The sequence below is a fragment of the Streptomyces sp. NBC_00212 genome, from assembly GCF_045206365.1.
Taxonomy (GTDB): Bacteria; Actinomycetota; Actinomycetes; order Streptomycetales; family Streptomycetaceae; genus Streptomyces.
Genome location: NZ_CP108115.1, coordinates 6866069 through 6885186, shown reverse-complemented (window position 1 = coordinate 6885186; position 19118 = coordinate 6866069). Strand labels below are relative to the sequence as shown.

Below are 19118 nucleotides of genomic sequence, written 5' to 3'. Positions count from 1 at the left end.
TGAGGCCACAAAAGTATGACTTTTAAATCACGACCTCTTGAATATGTCGTACCTAATGGGTTTGAGTGTGCGCGACGGACATCGATGTCGACGAAGACAGCGAGGCACCACCCGCATGAACTCCCCCCTGACCATCGTCGTGATGGGCGTTGCCGGGACCGGCAAGACGACCATCGGGCCGCTGGTCGCGGCACGGCTCGGCGTCCCCTATGCCGAGGGCGACGACTTCCACCCCGCGGCCAACGTCGCCAAGATGTCCGCGGGCATCCCGCTCGACGACGACGACCGCCGGCCCTGGCTCGACGCGATCGGCGCGTGGGCGCACGGCCGGGCCGGGCTCGGCGGGGTCGTCTCCAGCTCGGCGCTCAAGCGCTGCTACCGCGACCGGCTGCGGGCGGCCGCCCCCGGCCTCGTCTTCCTGCACCTGACCGGCGACCGTGCGCTCATCGAGCGGCGGATGGCCGAGCGCACGGGGCACTTCATGCCGGCCGCGCTGCTCGACTCGCAGTTCGCCACCCTCCAGCCGCTCGGCCCGGACGAGGCGGGCGTCGCCGTCGACGTGTCCGGCACCCCCGAGGACATCGCGGAGCGGGCCGCCGCCGCGCTGCGACCGCTCACCGACTAAGGAATCCCCACCGTGACCAGACTCAGCGTCGAGTTCCTGGCAGCGGACGCCACGCAGCCGATCACCTCGGCCGGCAACACCCAGCTGGGCATTGCCGTACTCGCGGGCATCGCCGTCATCGTCCTGCTCATCACCAGGTTCAAGCTGCACGCCTTCCTGGCCCTGACCATCGGCTCGCTGGCGCTCGGCGCCTTCGCGGGCGCCCCGCTCGACAAGGCCATCGCCAGCTTCAGCGGCGGCCTCGGCAGCACGGTCGCGGGCGTCGGGGTGCTGATCGCGCTCGGCGCCATCCTCGGCAAGCTGCTCGCCGACTCCGGCGGCGCGGACCAGATCGTCGACACCATCCTGGCCAGGGCCGGGAAGTCCGGCGGGCGGGCGATGCCCTGGGCGATGGTGGCCATCGCCTCGATCATCGGGCTTCCGCTGTTCTTCGAGGTCGGCATCGTGCTGCTGATCCCCGTGGTGCTGCTGGTCGCCAAGCGCGGCAACTACTCGCTCATGCGGATCGGCATCCCGGCGCTCGCGGGTCTCTCCGTGATGCACGGCCTGATCCCGCCGCACCCGGGGCCGCTCGTCGCCATCGACGCGATCGGCGCCAACCTGGGCGTGACGCTGGCGCTCGGCGTGGTCGTCGCCGTGCCGACGGTGATCATCGCGGGCCCGCTGTTCTCGAAGTACGCCGCCCGCTGGGTCGACATCCCGGCCCCGGACAAGATGGTGCCGACCCGGCCCTCCGAGGACCTGGAGAAGCGGCCGAGCTTCGGCGCGACCATCACGACCGTGCTTCTGCCGGTCGTCCTGATGCTGGCCAAGGCGCTGGTCGACATCGTGGTCGACGACCCGAAGAACCACGTCCAGCGGGTCACCGACGTCGTCGGCTCGCCGCTGATCGCGCTGCTCGCGGCCGTCCTGGTCGGCATCTTCACGCTGGGGCGGGCGGCCGGGTTCACCAAGGAGCGGATCTCGACGACCGTCGAGAAGTCCCTCGCGCCGATCGCGGGCATCCTGCTCATCGTGGGCGCGGGCGGCGGCTTCAAGCAGACGCTGATCGACGTGGGTGTCGGCCGGATGATCCTGGACTTCTCCAAGGACTGGGCGATTCCCTCGCTGCTGCTCGCCTGGCTGATCGCGGTGGCGATCCGGCTCGCGACGGGGTCCGCGACTGTGGCGACGATCTCCGCGGCGGGCCTGGTGGCACCGCTCGCAGCCGACATGTCGACCGCGCACGCCGCCCTGCTCGTGCTCGCCGTCGGCGCCGGTTCGCTCTTCTTCAGCCACGTCAACGACGCCGGGTTCTGGCTGGTCAAGGAGTACTTCGGGATGAACGTCGGCCAGACGGTCAAGACCTGGTCGGTGATGGAGACGATCATCTCCGTGGTGTCGCTCGGCTTCGTGCTGCTCCTGTCACTCGTCGTCTAGTTCCGGCTCCCACAACGGGTGTTCGCGTTTCGCCCAGGGCCGCTCGACCGACCCGGTGCGCATGCCACGGCGTGCCTCCGGGTCGCCGATCGCCATCCACACATGCCCGATGACGACGATGCCGACGGCGAGCGACAGCCAGTCGTGCACGAACGTGGACCCGATCCGCACCTCGATCGGCGCCAGGTGCGTGAACCACATCAGCAGCCCCGTGCCCAGCATCACCAGGGCGGCCCCCGCGATCCAGCCCGCGTACACCTTCTGCCCCGCGTTGAACTTCCCGGCCGGCCGCGGCTCCCGCTCCCGGCGCAGCACGGTGCGCAGCCAGGTCCTGTCGTACGGCAGGAAACGGTTGAGGCGACCGAGGTCCGCCCGCAAGGCCCGCGAGGCGAGGCCGAGCAGGACCGGCGCGGGCAGCAGCACCCCGCAGATCTCGTGCACCCGCACCACCAGCTCCCGGCGGCCGACGGCCTCGGCGAACTGCGGGACGTAGAGAATCGCCGCGGTGACCACACAGGCGCCCATCAGAGCGGCCGTGGTCCGGTGCACCCATCGCACCGCGGGCGTGAACCTCCTTACGCTGTGCGGGAGTTCAGGAGGTGGGGGTGTCTTCGCGTCCGTTGGACCGGCCGACCCAGGCGTCGGTGTCATAGCCTCGCTCCTCCCAGAATCCCCGCTCGACCTTTTCCGTCACGGTGATCCCGGACAGCCATTTCGCCGACTTGTAGAAGTACATGGGCGCCACGTACAGGCGGACCGGGCCGCCGTGGGCGTGGCTGACCGGTTTGTCCTGCATGCTGAGCGCGATCAACACGTCGTCGCGGCGCGCCTGTTCGAGGGTGAGGCTCTCGCTGTACGCGCCGTCGAAGCAGGTGAAGCGGACCGCCCCGGCGCCCGGCCGAACCCCCGCCGCGTCGAGCAGCCGGGACAGCTGGACGCCCGCGAACGGCGTGCCGGGAACCCGCCACCCGGTCACGCACTGCACATCGCGCACCAGCCGGGTCTGCGGCATCGCCCGCAGTGCGTCGAGGGTGTACGTGGCGGGCCTGGTGACCAGGCCGTCGACGGTGAGCCGGTAGTCGGCGGCGCTCCGGTTCGGCACGGAGGCGGCGACCGAGTAGTAGCGGAAGCCGCCGCCGTTGGGCAGCAGATTGGTGAGCCCGGTCGGGTCCTTGTCGGCGGCCGCGCCCAGGAACGACTCCAGGCCGCCCTGGACGTAGCGCGCCGAGGCGACCCCGGCCACGCCGAGGCCGAGCATGCCGAGCACGAGCCGGCGCCCGACGGGTGCGCCGCGCGCGGGCGGCGGCGTTGGTTCTGGTGTCACCCGACGATTCGAACACCCTGGGGCCGGTCCTGCCAGGGGCCCCGGCCGTCCGTCACCGTTCCGTCAGAATTCCCCAAGCCGGCTCACAGCTCGGCGGCGCGGCCCGACTCCCGCTCCCCGGGCCGACGGCTGCCCGGCACCACACCGGTGCCGCGCTCGGCTGCGGCCGTCCGCTCCAGCTGGAAGGCCTCGTTGCCCAGGCCGATCCGGGCGTGCACCTCGGGCCTGCGCGCCCGCAGCACCAGGCCGTAGCCCAGGCCCGCCACCAGCGCGAGGACGATGATCCCGGGCAGCACCCAGTTGAGCGCGTCGTCCGGCCCCGCGCCGACCAGCACGTGGAACTGCTTGACGGTGTACGCGGCGATGCCGAGCAGCGCGATGCCCGCGGCGCCCGCGGCGAGCAGCCGCCACAGCTGGGTCCCGGCCGCTCCCCGGCGTACGAAGAAGACGATCACGGCGAGCGAGGCCGCGGCCATCAGGAGGATCACGCCGAGCGCGCCGACGTTGCCCATCCAGGTGAACAGGTGCATGACGGGGGCGGTCGGGTCGCCGGCCGGCCAGTGGTCGGTCAGCGCGAAGGCCGCGACGACCACGACCGAGATCACGGTCTGGAGCAGCGAACCGCCCGCCGGGGCGCCGCTGGCGCTGCTGGTGCGGCCGAAGCCGGCGGGCAGCAGCCCCTCGCGGCCCATGGCGAACACGTAGCGGGCGACCACGTTGTGGAAGCTGAGCAGTGCCGCGAACATGCCGGTCACGAACAGGACGTGGAGTACGTCGGTGAACGTGGAGCCGAGGTTCTTGTCGGCCAGCGCGAACAGCAGCCCGGGGCCCTGCTTCTGGGCGGAGTCGACGATGTCGCGCGGGCCCGTCGCCAGCGTGAGCGCCCAGGAGCTGAACGCGAAGAAGAGGGCCACGAAGCCGACGGCGAGGAACATGACGCGCTTGACGACGACGTTCGGGCGGCTGGTCTCCTCGGCGTACACCGGGGCCTGCTCGAAGCCGGTGAACGCGGCGATGCAGAAGCACAGGGCGATGCCGACGCTGCCGCCGCTCAGGCTGTGCGGGCTGAAGGCGTGCAGCGAGAGCCCGTCGGCGGCCGGTTTCGCCACGGCCGCACCGTCGAAGGCGACGACCATCACGACCTCCAGGACCAGGAGCACCCCGAGCACCTTGGCGTTGAGGTCGATCTTCAGCCAGGCCAGCGCGCCGACGAGGGCGACCGCGAGCAGCGCGGGCACCCACCAGTCGATGCTGACGTGGAGGTAGGTGTCGAGCAGCCCGGACACTTCGAAGCCGAACATGCCGTAGATGCCGACCTGGAGCGCGCTGTAGGCGGCGAGGGCCACATAGGAGGCGGCGGCGCCCGCGGTCGGTCCGAGCCCGCGCGCGATGTACGCGTAGAAGGCGCCCGCGTTGTGCACGTGGCGGCTCATCTCGGCGTACCCGACGCTGAACAGGGCGAGGACCGCGCCGAGGATCAGGAACAGCAGCGGCTGTCCGACCACGCCCATCGCGGCGAACGCGGTGGGCATCACGCCGGCCACGACCATCAGGGGCGCGCTCGCCGCGAGGACCGAGAGCAGCAGTCCCGGCGTGCCGAGGCGGTCGGCGCGCAGCGCCCGGTCCTGCCCCTTGTACGTTCTGATCTCGGTCTCGCTGGTCTGGCTCGGCATGCGGGGTCTGCCCTTTCGGTACTGCCTTCGGAACAGGACGGGGGGTGCGGCCATGATGCGGGCCGGGTGCGCGCGCTACACGGAACCGAGCGCGGCGCTGCGCGCGGCGTGGAAGGCCCGGTACGGGTCGCGGTCGGGGTAGGACCAGGGCGCGGGGGTGATGTGGCGCCCGATGCGGTGGAACAGGGCGGCGGCCTCGGCGGTGCGGCCCTCGCAATGCTTCGCGTGGGCAAGGAAGTTGAGGTCGATGCCGGCCCTGGGGTGGTCCTCGCGCTCCCACTCCAGCCACCAGTCGAACGCGGTCCTGATCACCTGGCCGGCCCGGCGGCCGGTCCAGTGCCCGGACGCGGCGGGGTCGCCCGGCCGGCCCCCGGACGCGGCGAGCACCCGGTAGCGCTCGGCGTGGGCGATCAGCGGGAGCAGGGCGAGCGGGGAGTCGGCGGGGGCCCGGGCGGCCGAGGAGACGGCGAATTCGTACACCTCGTGCAGCAGGTCGGGGCCCTCGCCCGGGCGGCGTTCCGCGAGCCGGGCCGCCATCAGGTGGTGGGCGTGGTGGTGTTCGGGGTGGCGGGTGCGCACCTCCTCGAAGGCGCGCACCGTCTCGTCCTCGGTGCCGAACGCGCGGGCCAGCGCGAGCAGCGCGAGCCAGGGGGTGGGGTCGGCCGGGGCGCGCCCGGCCGCGGTCAGGCAGGCCCGGCGGGCGCGGTCCTCGGACTCCTTGCCGCGTAGGCACCGCTGGACGCTCGCGCAGGCGAACAGGGCCGCGGCATCCGCGCTGTCGGGTTCGGCGAGCAGCCATTCGCGGGCCCAGACGGCGCTGGTGGCGGGCTCGGCGAGCACGGTGAGCCGGTGGCCGCGGCGGTCCCAGTCGTCACCCGTCGCGCCGAGCAGCGAGCGGACCCTGGTCCACCGGCCCTGCGCCAACTGGTCCCGGACCGTGGCGAGTTCGGTGTCGTCGAGGGCCGGGTCGAACGACCGGCTGCCCCATCGGCGGGGGCGGCCGAGCGGGGGCGGAGGCGGGGACATCCGCGCACTTCCTGTGTGAGGTGATGCCGTGCGGGCACACATGTGAACGCTGAACACGTGCGCGATGGTCGCCGACAGCAAAGCGGTACGCGATGCTCCGCGTCAAGGCCGTTCGGCCCTTGTTTGATCAGCGAACGTGAGCCTTGTTCAAGGGAGTTGAGCGTCTCCGGTGCCCGCTGCGGGCGGTTTGGCTACAGGTCAAGAGGCCTTGCCCGAACTCCTGTTGACCTTTGCAGGACTGCCATGTGAACGGCTGCTATGCGACTGCGGGCCGCCCATGGCTGGTCGCGCAGTTCCCCGCACCCCTGAAGGGGCGCTGCACCTGGACCCACTTGCCCTACGAAACCGCCTTCGCCGCCGCCCGGCCCGCCGCCCGGCCCGAGAAGATGCAGCCGCCGAGGAAGGTGCCCTCCAAGGAGCGGTAGCCGTGGACGCCGCCGCCGCCGAAGCCGGCCGCCTCCCCGGCCGCGTACAGGCCCGGCAGGGGTTCGCCGCCCGCCGTGAGGACGCGGGAGAAGAGGTCGGTCTCCAGTCCGCCGAGCGACTTGCGGGTCAGGATGTGGAGCTTGACGGCGATCAGCGGGCCAGCCTTGGGATCGAGGATGCGGTGCGGGGCCGCGGTGCGGATGAGCTTGTCGCCGAGGTAGTTGCGCGCCCCCCGGATCGCGGTGACCTGGAGGTCCTTGGTGAACGGGTTGGCGATCTCGCGGTCGCGGGCCACGATCTCGCGGCGCAGCGCGGCCTCGTCGATCAGGGGTTCCTTGGTGAGCGCGTTCATGCCGCGCACCAGCGAGGCCAGGTCCTTCTCGACGACGAAGTCGGCGCCGTGGTCCATGAACGCCTTCACCGGGCCCGGCACGTCGGCCCGGGCCCGCCCGATGACACCGCGTACGGACTTGCCGGTGAGGTCGGGGTTCTGCTCGGAGCCCGACAGTGCGAACTCCTTGCCGATGATCTTCTGGTCGAGCACGAACCACGTGTAGTCGTGGCCGGTCTTCATGATGTGGTCGAGCGTGCCCAGGGTGTCGAAGCCGGGGAAGAGCGGCACGGGCAGCCGGTTGCCGCACGCGTCCAGCCACAGCGAGGAGGGGCCGGGCAGGATGCGGATGCCGTGCCGGGCCCAGATCGGGTTCCAGTTCTGGATGCCCTCGGTGTAGTGCCACATCCGGTCGCGGTTGATGTGGTGGGCGCCGGCCGCCTCCGCGATGCCGAGCATGAGGCCGTCGACATGTGCGGGCACGCCGGAGAGCATGTGCTCGGGTGGGGTGCCGAGCCGCTGGGGCCACTGTGACCTCACGAGGTCGTGGTTGCCTCCGATGCCGCCGCTGGTCACGATGACCGCCTGCGCCGTAAGCTCGAAGGAACCGGTCACGGTCCGGGTGGACGCGGTCCCGCGCGCGGCGCCGGACGGCTCCAGGACTTCGCCGGTCACGGTGTCGACGGCCCCGGCAGTGCGCCCGAGGCCGGTCACACGGTGCCGGAACCCGAACTGAACAAGCCCCCGGGCGGCGGCCTCCCGCACCCTCCGCTCGAACGGGGCCACGATGCCCGGCCCGGTGCCCCAGGTGATGTGGAAGCGGGGAACGGAGTTGCCATGCCCGTTGGCGTCGTAACCGCCCCGTTCGGCCCAGCCCACCACGGGGAAGAACCGGACCCCCTGGGCGTGCAGCCACGCCCGCTTCTCGCCGGACGCGAAGTCGACGTAGGCCTCGGCCCAGGCGCGCGGCCAGTGGTCCTCGTCCCGGTCGAAGCCGGCCGTCCCGTACCAGTCCTGGAGCGCGAGGGCCCGGCTGTCCTTGATCCGCATGCGGCGCTGCTCGGGCGAGTCCACGAGGAAGAGCCCACCGAAGGACCAATGGGCCTGGCCGCCGAGCGACTGCTCGGGCTCCTGGTCGAGCAGGATCACCTTCTTGCCGGCGTCCGCCAGCTCGGCCGTGGCCACCAGGCCCGCGAGCCCTGCCCCGACCACGATCACATCGGCGTCGTACGCCATGGGCCCGTCACTCCGCTCGTCCGCCAAGTTACCCGTGCGTCAGATCTTCGGCGGGCAGTCACCCGGCGTCAACCGCCCGGGTGCGGGCACCCAGGAGGCAGCCGCGCCCCCGGGGCGCTATCGTCGGCCAAGTCGGCTCCCCCCGGCCGTACTTGAGGTGTACGTCGTGTCGGTTCTGGTCCTCGTCCTCGCCGTGAGCGCAGCGTGTTGTCTGGGCTCGGGCTTCGTGCTGCAGCAGAACGCGGCGCAGCACGCCCCGATCGGCGACTTCATGTCGCCGCGGCTGCTGCTCGACCTGGTGCGGATGCCGCGCTGGCTGGCCGGGATAGGCCTGATGGTGGCGGGCATGGTGCTCAGCGCCCTCGCGCTGGGCTGGGGCGAGGTCTCGCTCGTCGAGCCGCTGGTGGCGACCAACCTGTTCTTCGCGATGTGGCTGTCCAGACTCTGGACCCGCCAGCCGCTGGGCCGCCAGGGCTGGGCGGGGCTCGCGCTGCTGGCGGGCGGGGTGACCGCGTTCATCGTGGCCGGCCAGCCGCACGGCAGCGTCTCGGAGGCGGGGGCGCTGCGGCACTGGCTGATCGTGGGCCTGGTGGTCGGGATCGCGCTGATGCTGGCGGGCCTCGCCAAACACGATCGGCTGAGCGTCGCGGCCCCGGTGATGCTCGCCATCGCCGCGGGCCTGCTCTACGGACTCCAGGACGCGCTGACCCGGATCAGCGGCCAGCGCCTGTCGGGCGGCGGCTGGCCGGAGCTGATGACGAGCTGGCAGCCGTACGGGGTGATCGCGCTCGGGGTGACCGGCCTGGTCCTGGTCCAGAGCGCCTTCGAGGCGGCCCCGCTGCGGATGTCGCTGCCCGCCCTGACGGCCGCCCAGCCGCTCGCCGGGATCGCCTGCGGGGTCGGCTTCCTCGGCGACCGGCTGCGCACCGACTCGGGAGCGCTGGCCTGGGAGGCGGCCGGGCTCGCGGCGATCGTGGCGGGCATCGTGCTGCTCGGGCTGCACCCGGCGATGCCGTCGGGCACCGCGCCGCAGGAGGAGGCCCGCGACCTCCAGCCGCACTGAGAGGCACCGCGCGAGTCGGTGATTTCATGGCCCCATGAATCCGGCTGACGAAATCCTGGACATCGTCGACGCGCAGGACACCGTGATCGGGCAGGCCCGGCGCGCCGACGCGTACGCCCGGAACATGCGGCACCGCTGCGTGTTCATCCTGGCCACAGACGCGGCGGGCCAGATCTTCGTGCACCGCCGCACCCCGCAGAAGCTCGTCTTCCCCTCCTTGTACGACATGTTCGTCGGCGGGGTGGTCGGCGCGGGCGAGTCGTACGACGCCGCGGCGCTGCGCGAGGCCGAGGAGGAGCTCGGGGTCTCGGGCCTTCCGCAGCCCGTGCCGCTGTTCAAGTTCCTCTACGAGAACGGCGAGCAGAGCTGGTGGTCGGCCGTGTACGAGGTGCGCTGCGAGCTCCCGGTGAATCCGCAGGTCGAGGAGGTCGCCTGGCACGACTTCCTGCCGCTCGCCGAGCTGGAGCGCCGGATCGGGGCGTGGGAGTGGGTGCCGGACGGCCTCGCGGCCTGGCGGCGGCTGCGCGCGTCGGGGGTCGGCCTGTCCTGAGAGCCTGTGTCCGGGTACCGCCGGGTAGGGTGCGGCGGGTGATCACGATCGTGCAGACCCTGCGGCTGTGGTTCGCGCCCCAGCGCATCGGCGAGGAGGGCGAGACCCCCGACTACCGGTTCTCGCTCGCCAACGAGCGCACCTTCCTGGCCTGGATCAGGACCTCGCTCGCGCTGGTCGGGGGCGGTTTCGCGGTCGACCAGTTCCTGCCCGACCTGCGCTGGGGCGTCCGGGTCGCGCTCGCCCTCGCGCTGCTCGCCGCGGGGGTCCTGTGCGCGCTGCGGGCGGTGAACCACTGGGTGCGCTGCGAGCGGGCCATGCGGCGCGGCGAGGATCTGCCGGTGTCGCGGTTCCCCACTCTCCTGAGCCTCGCCGTCGCGGTCGTCGCCGTGGTGATGGTGGTGGTCGTCGTCTTCGGCTGGGCCGGCTGATGCCCTCGCCCGTGCCCACCCGGGACCCGGGGCTCCAGCCGGAGCGGACCCGGCTCGCCTGGCGGCGCACCACGCTGTCCTGCACGGTGGCCGCCGTGCTCGCCGCCAAACAGGCGGTGCACCAAGGGAGTTCACCGCTCGGGCTCGTCGCGCTGACGCTCAGCGGTCTTGTGTGGCTCGGGTTCCTGGCCGTCGCGCACCGCCGCATCCAGACCCTGAGCGGCGCCGCACCGCCCCGGGTCCTGGGGGTGCGCGCCGCGATCGCCACGGCCGCCTGCACGGTGGCCCTGGCCTGCTTCGCGCTCGCCATACTGTTCTGACACCCACCTCCTTCGGTACGCCGAAATCCGCGGTCCACCCTGGACGGCATACCGACTGGTCGGTAGCCTGTCTCCGGACAGGACGCCCGACCCCGTTCCGGAGGTGCCGAACATGAGCACAGTCCCCCCGCCAGGCCTCGACCCGGAGCAGCTGCGGGCTTACCTCGACCGCGTGCGGCCGGGTCTGGTGAGCGGACCGCTCAGGGTCCGGCTGATCGAGGGGGGCCGCTCCAACCTGACGTACATCGTCACGGACGGAGTGGGCCAGTGGGTCGTGCGGCGGCCGCCGCTGGGCCATGTGCTCGCCACCGCGCACGACATGAAGCGCGAGCACCGGGTGATCAGCGCCCTGCACCCCACGGCCGTCCCGGTGCCCGAGCCGGTGCTCCTTTGTGAGGACGAGTCGGTGCTCGGCTCGCCGTTCTACGTCATGGAGTACGTGGCCGGGACGCCGTACCGCACCGCCGAACAGCTCGCCCCGCTCGGCGCCGAGCGGACCCGGGCGGCCGTGCTCGCGCTGGTCGACACGCTCGTCGAGCTGCACGCGGTGGACCCCGAGGCCGTCGGGCTCGGCGACTTCGGGCGGCCCGAGGGCTTCCTCGACCGGCAGCTGCGCCGCTGGGGCAAGCAGCTCGACGCCTCCCGCAACCGCGACCTGGCCGGCATCGACGAGCTGCACGCCGCCCTCGGCCGTGAGCTCCCCGTCTCGCCCACCCCGACCGTCGTCCACGGCGACTACCGCCTCGACAACGTGCTGATCGGCGACGACGACCGGATCAAGGCGGTTCTGGACTGGGAAATGTCCACGCTGGGCGACCCGTTGACCGACCTCGGCCTGCTCGTGATGTACAGCGCGAAGCTTGAAGTCCCAAACTCGCCGGTCTCCACCACGGCCGGCGCGGCCGGCCACCCCTCCCCCGCCGAGCTGATCGAACGCTACGCGGCCCGCTCCGGCCGCGACACCTCCGCCATCTCCTGGTACACGGCGTTCGCCTGGTTCAAGCTCGCCGTGATCCTCGAAGGCATCCACTACCGCTACACCCTCGGCCAGACGGTGGGCGCCGGCTTCGACCGCATCGGCGAGCTGGTCCCGGTCTTCATCGAGCACGGCCTCACCACCCTTCAGGAAGGCTGAACGCCCCTCATGGACTTCGCATTCGACACCCGCACCGAAGAACTGCGGACCAAGCTCCTCGCCTTCATGGACAGTCACGTCCACCCCGCCGAGGCGATCGCCGACGAGCAGCGCGCCCTGCTCGCATCCCCGTGGGACACCCCGCAGGTGGTGGAGGACCTCAAGGCCGAGGCGCGCGGGCAGGGCCTGTGGAACCTGTTCCTGCCCGACGCGGAGTACGGCGCGGGGCTCACCAACCTCCAGTACGCCCCGCTGGCCGAAATCACCGGCCGCTCCCCGCACTTGGCGCCCACCGCCCTCAACTGCGCGGCCCCGGACACCGGGAACATGGAGGTGCTCGCCCAGTTCGGCTCGGACGAGCAGAAGAAGCAGTGGCTGGAGCCGCTGCTCGCCGGGGAGATCCGCTCCGCGTTCGCGATGACCGAGCCGGAGGTCGCCTCCTCGGACGCCACCAACATCGAGACGCGGATCGAGCGGGACGGCGACGAGTACGTCATCACGGGTCGCAAGTGGTACATCTCCGGCGCGATGAACCCGGACTGCAAGATCTTCATCGTGATGGGCAAGACCGACCCGGCCAACGCCGATGTGCGCCGCCAGCAGTCGATGATCCTCGTTCCGCGCGACACCCCGGGCGTCGAGATCCGCCGCGCCATGCAGGTGTACGGCTATGAGGACCACTCCCACGGCGGTCACGCCGAGGTCGTCTTCCACGGCGCCCGGGTGCCCGCGAGCAACCTGGTCGGCGAGGCCGGCGGCGGCTTCGCCATCGCCCAGGCGCGGCTCGGGCCGGGCCGGATCCACCACTGCATGCGGCTGATCGGCATGGCCGAGCGGGCGATCGAGCTGATGTGCCGAAGGGCCGTGTCCCGTACGGCGTTCGGCAAGCCCATCGCCCAGCAGGGCGTGGTCCAGGAGTGGATCGCGGACGCCCGCGTCGCGGTCGAGCAGCTCAGGCTGCTCGTCCTGAAGACGGCCTGGCTGATGGACACCGTGGGCAACCGCGGGGCGCACACCGAGATCCAGGCGATCAAGATCGCCACCCCGCGCACGGTCGTCGGCATCATCGACGACGCGGTCCAGCTGCACGGAGCGGGCGGCGTCAGCCAGGACTTCCCGCTGGCCGAACTCTGGGCCGCGGCAAGGACGTTGCGGCTCGCGGACGGCCCGGACGAGGTCCACCAGCGCTCGCTGGCCCGCCGCGAGCTGAAGAAGTACCTGTAGCGGCTGGTCAGTTCAGGGACGCAGCGCGCGCAGCAGCAGGTCGGCCAGGTGATCGGCGACCTGCTGCTCGGTGAGGGGGCCGTCCGGGCGGTACCAGGTGGACAGGTGGTGGACCGAACCGAAGTGGTAGTCCACCACCAGGTCGGCCGGGGTCGCGGTGGAGAACACCCCGGCGGCCTGCCCCTCCTCGATGAGCGCGCGGAACCGCTCGTGATAGCGCCGCCGCTCGGCCCTGACCTGCTTGTTCTTCTCCGGGCTGAGGTGGTGCATCGAGCGGAAGAAGATCGCCGCGTCGTCGAGGTTGTCGATGGTGGTCACCACCACGTCGGCGGCCGCCTCGCGCAGCCGCCGCTCGACGGGTTCGTCCGCGTCGGCGAACGCGTCGAGCCGCTCCTGCTGGAGCCGCAGCACCCGGGCGTACACCTCCTGGAGGAGGTCCTCCTTGGAGCCGAAGTAGTGGTAGAGCGCGCCCTTGGTGACGCCCGCCGCCTCGACGATCTCCTGCACGGAGGTGCGGTCGTAGCCGTTCTCCGCGAAGAGGCGGGTGGCGGCGGCGAGCAGCCGCTGGGGGACGGGGGTGGTGCCGCTTGTGTCCGTCGCCTTGGCCATCGCCGCCACCTTTCTCTCGTACGTGCGCGAAGCTGTGTGCTGGTCGTGCCGTGCTGGTCGTGTGTACCGGTCGCTACGCCTGGGTGCGCAGTTCCCGCCTGAGGATCTTCCCACTCGTGGTCTTGGGAAGCTCCGGCAGGATCTCCACCTCGCGCGGGTACTTGTAGGCGGCGAGCCGCTCCTTGCAGTACGCGGCGAGCTCGGCCGGGTCGGCTTCGGCGCCCGGGCGCAGGCTGACGTACGCCTTGACGCTCTCGCCCCGGTACGCGTCGGGGATGCCCACGACGGCCGCCTCGCGGACCGCCGGGTGGGTGTACAGGACGTCCTCGACCTCGCGCGGCCAGACCTTGAACCCGGACGCGTTGATCATGTCCTTCATCCGGTCGACCACGTAGAGCCAGCCGTCGCGGTCCATGAACCCGATGTCGCCGGTGCGCAGCTCGCCGTCGGGGAACGCCTCGGCGGTGGCGTCGGGGCGGCGCCAGTACCCGGGCACGACCTGCGGCCCGCGCACCACGATCTCGCCCTGCTCTCCGAACGGCACCTCGTTGCCTTCGAGGTCGATGATCCGCACCACCGTCTCGGGCCCGGGCACGCCCACCGAGAGCGTGCCGGAGACCGGGTCGACGGGCGCTTCCTTCTCGGGCGGCACCGAGGCACAGGGGGCGGTGCACTCGGTCAGACCGTAGCCGTTGCGGATGTACGGTCCGAAGCCCTCGCGGAACTTCTCGACCAGGGCGGGCGGCAGGGGCGCGCCGCCCGACGAGATGACCTCGAAGGACGCGAAGTGCTCCCGGGTGACGCCGGGGGTGGCCGCGAGCGCCATGAAGGCCGTGGAGGGGCCGACCGTGTAGGCGGGGCGGTGTTCGGCGAAGGCGTCGAGGACGACACCCGGGTGGAAGCGGTAGGCCAGGATCAGGGTGCCCGCGTTGGCGATGCAGGCGGCGAGCTCGCAGACCATGCCGGTGATGTGGAAGAGCGGCGCGAGCGCGAAGTAGCCCGAGCCTTCTGCTATCGGATGTCCAGTGCGCTGCCTCTCCGCGTTGTAGGTGATGCCGCGATGGGTGTTCATCGCGCCCTTGGGGGTGCCGCTGGTGCCGGACGTGTAACTGATCAACGCCGTGTCGTCGGCGGAAAGTTCCCGCCCGGAGGGAGCGTTGAGCCCCTGCCGCGCAACGGCGACGAGGTCATCGGTGTCGCCGGGCGCAGGCACCCGCTCGAAGCCGAGCGCCCTCTGGTCGTTCTCCGTCTGAAGATCGAGCTCGCAGGCGGTGAGGGCGATGCGGACCGGGGACTCGGCCGCGGTGTCGCGCAGGTAGCTCTCCCAGGCGCGGTCGGCGCAGATCAGCGCGCTGACCTCGGCGTCCCGCAGCACGTGGGCGACCTCGCCCGACTTGTACATGGGGTTGAGCGGGACGACGGTGGCCCCGGCCTTCCACGCGCCGAGCAGGGCGATCACGAAGTGCGGGGTGTTCTGCAGCATGAGCGCGACGCGGTCGCCGCGGACCAGGCCCCGGGCGGCGAGGTGGCCGGCCACGGAGTCGGAGAGCGCGTCGGTCTCGGCGTAGCTGAGGCGGCCGTCGAAGTAGGTGAGCGCGGTGCGTTCGGGGGCGCGGGCGACGGCGGCGCGGAAGGAGTGCAGCACGGTCTCGGGCGGGGTGATGTCCGCCCGCTGGGCGTCGCTGAGCTGGGCGAGCCAGGGCTTGGCCGCGTAGATCGAGGTCATTCGGCGCTCGTCTCCCACTTCTGTTGGAGGTGGTTCATGCTGGTCAGCCAGCGGTCGGGGGTGGCGGCGCGGGCCGTGTAGTAGTCGGCGACCTCGGGGTGGGGCAGCACGAGGAAGCGGTCGTCGGCCATGGCGGCAAAGAGGGCCTCGGCCACCTCGTCCGGCTCGATGGCAGTGGGCTTGAGCACGAGGTCGCCGGCGGATCCTGTGGCGTCCAGCATGTCGGTGCGCACGCCCTGCGGGCAGATCGCGTGGACCTGGATGCCGCGGTGGCGGTAGGTCAGCGACAGCCACTCCGCGAAGGCGAGCGCGCCGTGCTTGGTGACGCTGTAGGGAGCCGCGCCGATCATGGTGAGCAGCCCGGCGGCGGAGACGGTGGACACGAAGCGTCCGCTGCCGCGCTCCAGCCAGTCGGGGAGCAGCTCGCGGGCGGCCCTTACGTGGGCCATCACGTTGACGTCCCAGGCCGCGGCCCACACGTCCTCGGGCGCGGACTCCGAACCGCCGGATCCCAGGCCCGCGTTGGCGCAGTAGATGTCGACGGTCCCGCCGAGGGCGTCGCGGGCGGCTCCGACGACGGCCGACGCATCACCCGGCACGGCGATGCCGCCGACCTCCTCGGCGGTCTTACGGGCCTTGTCCGCGTCCAGGTCGTTGACAACGACGCGGGCGCCCTCCGCCGCGAATCTGCGCGCCAGGGCTGCGCCGATGCCGCCGCCCGCTCCGGTGACGACCACTGCGGCGCCCTGGACCGCCTGTCCCGTGCTCATGGAGACCCGCCTCTCTGCGTGCCGAATGCCCCGACAGACTAACCAGTCGGTATGTCCCCTGGGAAGGGCCCACCCCCCTGGGGCTGCGCCCCAGCCCCCGTGCGATTCGCCCTGCGGGCGGGCGGGGTGGACGATCGCGCAGTTCCCCGCGCCCCTTATCGGCTCTGGTGTCGCCTGCGGACCGTGCGTGGCTGGTCGCGCAGTTCCCCGCGCCCCTAAACCCGCCTTCGACTGCGGGCCGTGCGTGGTTGCTCGCGCCCACGCGGCGGAGCCGCACAATGTCACAGCCCCGCGCCCCTAGCGGCGTCGGTGCTGGCCCGCACCGGGCATTTCAGCCCGTCCGGCGATTGAGGACGAGCGCCCTTAAGGCGCGAACGGGGTCTGGGGCGGAGCCCCAGGAGACGACCACCTGGCCGCACCCGAACGACATCCCCCGGCGGGTTTCGGGAAGGGGCGGGGTGGGGCATCCCGGGGCCCGGGGCGGAGCCCCAGGGCGTGGCCCAACCCGGCGCGCCCCCGTCGCCCGCTACCGTGCGGGAGGCATGACGGCCCCGTACGAACCCGGAGGTGTACGGATGACCCTCTCCAGACGCGCCCTGCTCGCCGGCACGCTAGCGACGGGCACCCTCACCTCCCCCACCCCCTCCGAAGCCCCGCTCCGCACCGGCTTCGCCCGCCTCGCCGCCGACGGCTACGCCACCCTCGCCGGGCAAAAGGTGGGCATCGTCACCAACCCCACCGGCGTCACCCAGGACGTACGCCACATCGTGGACGTCATGCACGCCGACCCCCGCGTGCACCTGAGCGCCGTCTTCGGCCCCGAGCACGGCTTCCGCGGCACCGCCCAGGCCGGTGGTTCCGAGGGCCGCTACAACGACCCGGCGACCGGGCTCCCCGTGTACGACACGTACACGAAGAGCGGCCGGCCCCTCGCGGACATCTTCACCACCTCCGCCGTGGACACGATCGTCTTCGACATCCAGGACGTCGGCGCGCGCTTCTACACCTACATCTGGACCCTGTACGACTGCATGGAGGCGGCCGCACTCGCCGGCAAGCGCTTCGTGGTCCTGGACCGGCCCAACCCGGTGACCGGCCGCGCGGCGTACGGCCCGGTCCTCGACCCGGCGTTCGCCACCTTCGTCGGGCGGCAGCCGATCGCGCAGGCGCACGGGATGACGGCAGCCGAGCTGGCCCGCCTGTTCAACGCCCAATTCCTGGGCGGCAAGGCCCAGTTGACCACGGTGGCCATGACGGGATGGCGGCGATCCGCCTTCTTCGACGACACCGGGCTCCCCTGGGTGCCGCCCAGCCCCAACATGCCCACCCCGGACACCGCTCTCGTCTACTCCGGCACCTGCCTCTTCGAGGGCACCAACCTGTCGGAGGGGCGTGGCACGACGCGGCCGTTCGAGCTGCTCGGCGCGGAGGGGATCGACGGCAAGTGGGCCGCCACGCTCAATGAGCTCGCCCTGCCCGGCCTCCGCTGCCGCGAGGCCTACTTCGCGCCGACCTTCTCCAAGTTCGAGGGGAAGACGGCCGGAGGGGTCCAACTACACGTCCACAACAGGGAGTTGTTCGACCCGGTGCGCACCGGGATCGCCCTCCTCGTCACCGCCAAGCGGGTGTGGCGCGGCTTCGCCTGGCGGCCGGACAACTGGATCGACAAGCTCACGGGCTCGGCGCTGGTTCGCACGATGGTCGACGCGGGCGCCGGGACGGACGAGATCGTCGCCGCCTGGCAGCCGGGGCTGGACGCGTTCCGGACCGTACGCCGGAAGCACCTGATGTACAGCTGAGCCGAACCGAGGTCGCCCGGACCTCCTCGTGTCACGCATATGGCCAGCTCCGCGGTGCGGCGGGACGATGGGTGGCGCTCATCGTCGAGCGGACCGGAGGTCGGGCCATGACGGACATCGGAGTCGAGCCGTACCGGGAGATCACCTTCGACGCGGACGGCGACGCGGATCCCGCCGAGCGCGCGGCCCTGGCCGGCGTGGACGCCACGGACCTGGTGCTGTTCTGCCACGGCTGGAACAACACCCCGTCGGCGGCCCGCAGCCTGTACCAGGCCTTCTTCGCGGCGTTCCCCGCGCTGCTCGCGAACTCGCCCCAGGTGCGGCTCGGGTACGGCGGCGTGATCTGGCCGTCGATCCGCTTCACCGACGAGACCATCCCGAACTTTCCGCACGCCACGGCGGCCGCCGCAGGGCCCGGGCTCGACGACGCGACCGTATCCGCGCTCAAGGGCTTCTTCCCCGGCCAGGACGCGACCGTCGACCGGATCGCCGCCCACCTCGCCGGGCAGCCCGACTCCGAGGACGCGTTCAACGACTTCGGGCGGCTGACCCGGCAGCTCGTGACGACGGCCGCCACGAGCGGGGCCGGGACCGTCGGCGACCTGGCGGCGGAGGACGGGCTCGGCGCCTCGCCCGCGATCCTGACCGACGACATCCTGGCGCTGTGCCGGACGTTCACGGCCGCGCTCGCCGACACCGGCATGGACGTACAACCGGGACCGCCCGGGCCCTCGTTCTCGATCGGCGGCTCCCTCAAGCACCTGTGGGACGGCGCGAAGGAAGTGCTGCGCCAGGCGACCTACTACGAGATGAAGCGCCGGGCGGGCAAAGTGGGGCAGCTCGGCCTCGGCCCGCTGATCGGCCAACTGGCCGCCGCACGGCCCGAGTTGCGCGTGCACCTCGTCGGACACAGCCAGGGCGCGCGCCTGGTCGCGTTCGCGCTGAAGGGGCTGCCCGCGGGCGCGCGCAACCTGAAGTCGGTGACGCTGCTCGAAGGGGCCTTCTCGCACTACGTCTTCGCCGGGCACCTGCCCGACGGCCTCGCGGGGGCGGGCGCGCTGAGCGACGCGCAGGGCCGGATCGACGGCCCGGTCGTCTCCTGCTACTCGCACTTCGACACCGCGCTCGGCGTCATCTACCCGCTGGCGTCCGCGCTGTCCGGGGACTACGCGAGCGCGCTGCCCGGCCTCGACAAGCGGTGGTGGGCGATCGGCCACGACGGCATCCAGGCCGTCAGCCCCTGCACCACGCTGACGCTGGCCGAGGCGCTGCGCGACGGGGTGCCGGACTCGGGCTGCGTCAGCGTGGACGCGGCCGCCGTGGTGAAGGACGGCGGGCCGCCCTCGGGCGCGCACAGCGACATCTGCCACAAGGAGCTCGCCCAGGTGGTGCTGGCCGCGGGCCGGATCGGCAGGACCTGACCCGCGGCCG

18 protein-coding genes are annotated in these 19118 nt (G+C 72.0%); 10 read left to right on the top strand and 8 right to left on the bottom strand.

What is annotated here, in order from left to right; translation table 11 throughout:
* Positions 1-115: 115 nt before the first annotated feature.
* Complete coding sequence (locus OHA17_RS31370) at positions 116-625, top strand: gluconokinase (protein ID WP_406509323.1); 510 nt, start codon at positions 116-118, stop codon at positions 623-625.
* A 12-nt stretch (positions 626-637) separates the two neighbouring features.
* On the top strand, positions 638-2044 hold the full coding sequence (locus tag OHA17_RS31365) for a gluconate:H+ symporter (RefSeq protein ID WP_053723453.1): 1407 nt from the start codon (positions 638-640) through the stop codon (positions 2042-2044).
* Here OHA17_RS31365 and OHA17_RS31360 read toward each other — a convergent pair.
* The 5 genes from OHA17_RS31360 to OHA17_RS31340 all read right to left on the bottom strand — a co-directional run bounded on the left by OHA17_RS31360 (position 2030) and on the right by OHA17_RS31340 (position 8060).
* Positions 2030-2695, bottom strand: a complete 666-nt coding sequence (locus OHA17_RS31360) for a cytochrome b/b6 domain-containing protein (protein ID WP_406509322.1) — start codon at positions 2693-2695, stop codon at positions 2030-2032. The two genes, OHA17_RS31365 and OHA17_RS31360, sit on opposite strands and share 15 nt — an antisense overlap.
* Positions 2637-3368 carry a molybdopterin-dependent oxidoreductase gene (locus tag OHA17_RS31355; protein WP_406509321.1) on the bottom strand — a complete coding sequence of 244 codons (732 nt, stop codon included), beginning with the start codon at positions 3366-3368 and terminating at the stop codon, positions 2637-2639. Before OHA17_RS31355 ends, OHA17_RS31360 begins: the two co-directional genes overlap by 59 nt.
* 83 nt (positions 3369-3451) lie before the next feature.
* The gene (locus tag OHA17_RS31350; protein WP_406509320.1) at positions 3452-5041 is read right to left on the bottom strand and encodes an APC family permease; all 1590 of its coding nucleotides are present in this window, start codon (positions 5039-5041) and stop codon (positions 3452-3454) included.
* A 75-nt stretch (positions 5042-5116) separates the two neighbouring features.
* Entirely contained in the window at positions 5117-6067 is a 951-nt protein-coding gene (locus OHA17_RS31345) for a hypothetical protein (RefSeq protein ID WP_406509319.1), read from the bottom strand.
* A 337-nt stretch (positions 6068-6404) separates the two neighbouring features.
* Positions 6405-8060, bottom strand: a complete 1656-nt coding sequence (locus tag OHA17_RS31340) for an FAD-binding dehydrogenase (RefSeq protein ID WP_406509318.1) — start codon at positions 8058-8060, stop codon at positions 6405-6407.
* A 166-nt stretch (positions 8061-8226) separates the two neighbouring features.
* On the opposite strand from OHA17_RS31340, the gene OHA17_RS31335 reads away from it, so the two are divergent.
* The 6 genes from OHA17_RS31335 (at position 8227) to OHA17_RS31310 (ending at position 12783) form a co-directional block, all read left to right on the top strand.
* Positions 8227-9123, top strand: coding sequence for a DMT family transporter (locus OHA17_RS31335; protein WP_406509317.1), 897 nt, complete (start codon positions 8227-8229; stop codon positions 9121-9123).
* 34 nt (positions 9124-9157) lie between these two features.
* On the top strand, positions 9158-9673 hold the full coding sequence (locus tag OHA17_RS31330; RefSeq protein WP_406509316.1) for an NUDIX domain-containing protein: 516 nt from the start codon (positions 9158-9160) through the stop codon (positions 9671-9673).
* Between the two features lie 38 nt (positions 9674-9711).
* Positions 9712-10104, top strand: coding sequence for a YidH family protein (locus OHA17_RS31325; protein WP_100577397.1), 393 nt, complete (start codon positions 9712-9714; stop codon positions 10102-10104).
* Positions 10104-10424 carry a DUF202 domain-containing protein gene (locus OHA17_RS31320; protein WP_406509315.1) on the top strand — a complete coding sequence of 107 codons (321 nt, stop codon included), beginning with the start codon at positions 10104-10106 and terminating at the stop codon, positions 10422-10424. Before OHA17_RS31325 ends, OHA17_RS31320 begins: the two co-directional genes overlap by 1 nt.
* A gap of 112 nt (positions 10425-10536) precedes the next feature.
* Complete coding sequence (locus tag OHA17_RS31315; RefSeq protein ID WP_406509314.1) at positions 10537-11559, top strand: phosphotransferase family protein; 1023 nt, start codon at positions 10537-10539, stop codon at positions 11557-11559.
* Positions 11560-11568: 9 nt separating this feature from the next.
* On the top strand, positions 11569-12783 hold the full coding sequence (locus OHA17_RS31310; protein WP_406509313.1) for an acyl-CoA dehydrogenase family protein: 1215 nt from the start codon (positions 11569-11571) through the stop codon (positions 12781-12783).
* 12 nt (positions 12784-12795) lie between these two features.
* On the opposite strand, the gene OHA17_RS31305 is transcribed toward OHA17_RS31310, so the two are convergent.
* From OHA17_RS31305 to OHA17_RS31295, 3 genes are all read right to left on the bottom strand, one after another.
* Entirely contained in the window at positions 12796-13392 is a 597-nt protein-coding gene (locus OHA17_RS31305; RefSeq protein ID WP_398879588.1) for a TetR/AcrR family transcriptional regulator, read from the bottom strand.
* Between the two features lie 73 nt (positions 13393-13465).
* Complete coding sequence (locus tag OHA17_RS31300) at positions 13466-15118, bottom strand: class I adenylate-forming enzyme family protein (RefSeq protein WP_406509312.1); 1653 nt, start codon at positions 15116-15118, stop codon at positions 13466-13468.
* A complete protein-coding gene (locus OHA17_RS31295) occupies positions 15115-15888 on the bottom strand; it encodes an SDR family oxidoreductase (RefSeq protein WP_406509311.1) in 774 nt (257 codons plus the stop codon). Before OHA17_RS31295 ends, OHA17_RS31300 begins: the two co-directional genes overlap by 4 nt.
* A 575-nt stretch (positions 15889-16463) precedes the next feature.
* Here OHA17_RS31295 and OHA17_RS31290 point away from each other — a divergent pair.
* Both OHA17_RS31290 and OHA17_RS31285 read left to right on the top strand, forming a co-directional pair.
* Complete coding sequence (locus OHA17_RS31290; protein ID WP_406509310.1) at positions 16464-17687, top strand: exo-beta-N-acetylmuramidase NamZ domain-containing protein; 1224 nt, start codon at positions 16464-16466, stop codon at positions 17685-17687.
* A 107-nt stretch (positions 17688-17794) separates the two neighbouring features.
* Positions 17795-19108, top strand: coding sequence for a serine-threonine protein kinase (locus OHA17_RS31285; protein ID WP_406509309.1), 1314 nt, complete (start codon positions 17795-17797; stop codon positions 19106-19108).
* Positions 19109-19118 lie beyond the last annotated feature (10 nt).

What these genes read in the sequence shown, in the direction of transcription:
- OHA17_RS31370 (WP_406509323.1), top strand. Translation starts at nt 116, where the DNA reads ATGAACTCCCCCCTGACCATCGTCGTGATGGGCGTTGCCGGGACCGGC.
- OHA17_RS31360 (WP_406509322.1), bottom strand. Translation starts at nt 2,695, where the DNA reads ATGACACCGACGCCTGGGTCGGCCGGTCCAACGGACGCGAAGACACCC.
- OHA17_RS31350 (WP_406509320.1), bottom strand. Translation starts at nt 5,041, where the DNA reads ATGCCGAGCCAGACCAGCGAGACCGAGATCAGAACGTACAAGGGGCAG.
- OHA17_RS31345 (WP_406509319.1), bottom strand. Translation starts at nt 6,067, where the DNA reads ATGTCCCCGCCTCCGCCCCCGCTCGGCCGCCCCCGCCGATGGGGCAGC.
- OHA17_RS31340 (WP_406509318.1), bottom strand. Translation starts at nt 8,060, where the DNA reads ATGGCGTACGACGCCGATGTGATCGTGGTCGGGGCAGGGCTCGCGGGC.
- OHA17_RS31330 (WP_406509316.1), top strand. Translation starts at nt 9,158, where the DNA reads ATGAATCCGGCTGACGAAATCCTGGACATCGTCGACGCGCAGGACACC.
- OHA17_RS31320 (WP_406509315.1), top strand. Translation starts at nt 10,104, where the DNA reads ATGCCCTCGCCCGTGCCCACCCGGGACCCGGGGCTCCAGCCGGAGCGG.
- OHA17_RS31315 (WP_406509314.1), top strand. Translation starts at nt 10,537, where the DNA reads ATGAGCACAGTCCCCCCGCCAGGCCTCGACCCGGAGCAGCTGCGGGCT.
- OHA17_RS31310 (WP_406509313.1), top strand. Translation starts at nt 11,569, where the DNA reads ATGGACTTCGCATTCGACACCCGCACCGAAGAACTGCGGACCAAGCTC.
- OHA17_RS31305 (WP_398879588.1), bottom strand. Translation starts at nt 13,392, where the DNA reads ATGGCCAAGGCGACGGACACAAGCGGCACCACCCCCGTCCCCCAGCGG.
- OHA17_RS31300 (WP_406509312.1), bottom strand. Translation starts at nt 15,118, where the DNA reads ATGACCTCGATCTACGCGGCCAAGCCCTGGCTCGCCCAGCTCAGCGAC.
- OHA17_RS31295 (WP_406509311.1), bottom strand. Translation starts at nt 15,888, where the DNA reads ATGAGCACGGGACAGGCGGTCCAGGGCGCCGCAGTGGTCGTCACCGGA.
- OHA17_RS31290 (WP_406509310.1), top strand. Translation starts at nt 16,464, where the DNA reads ATGACCCTCTCCAGACGCGCCCTGCTCGCCGGCACGCTAGCGACGGGC.
- OHA17_RS31285 (WP_406509309.1), top strand. Translation starts at nt 17,795, where the DNA reads ATGACGGACATCGGAGTCGAGCCGTACCGGGAGATCACCTTCGACGCG.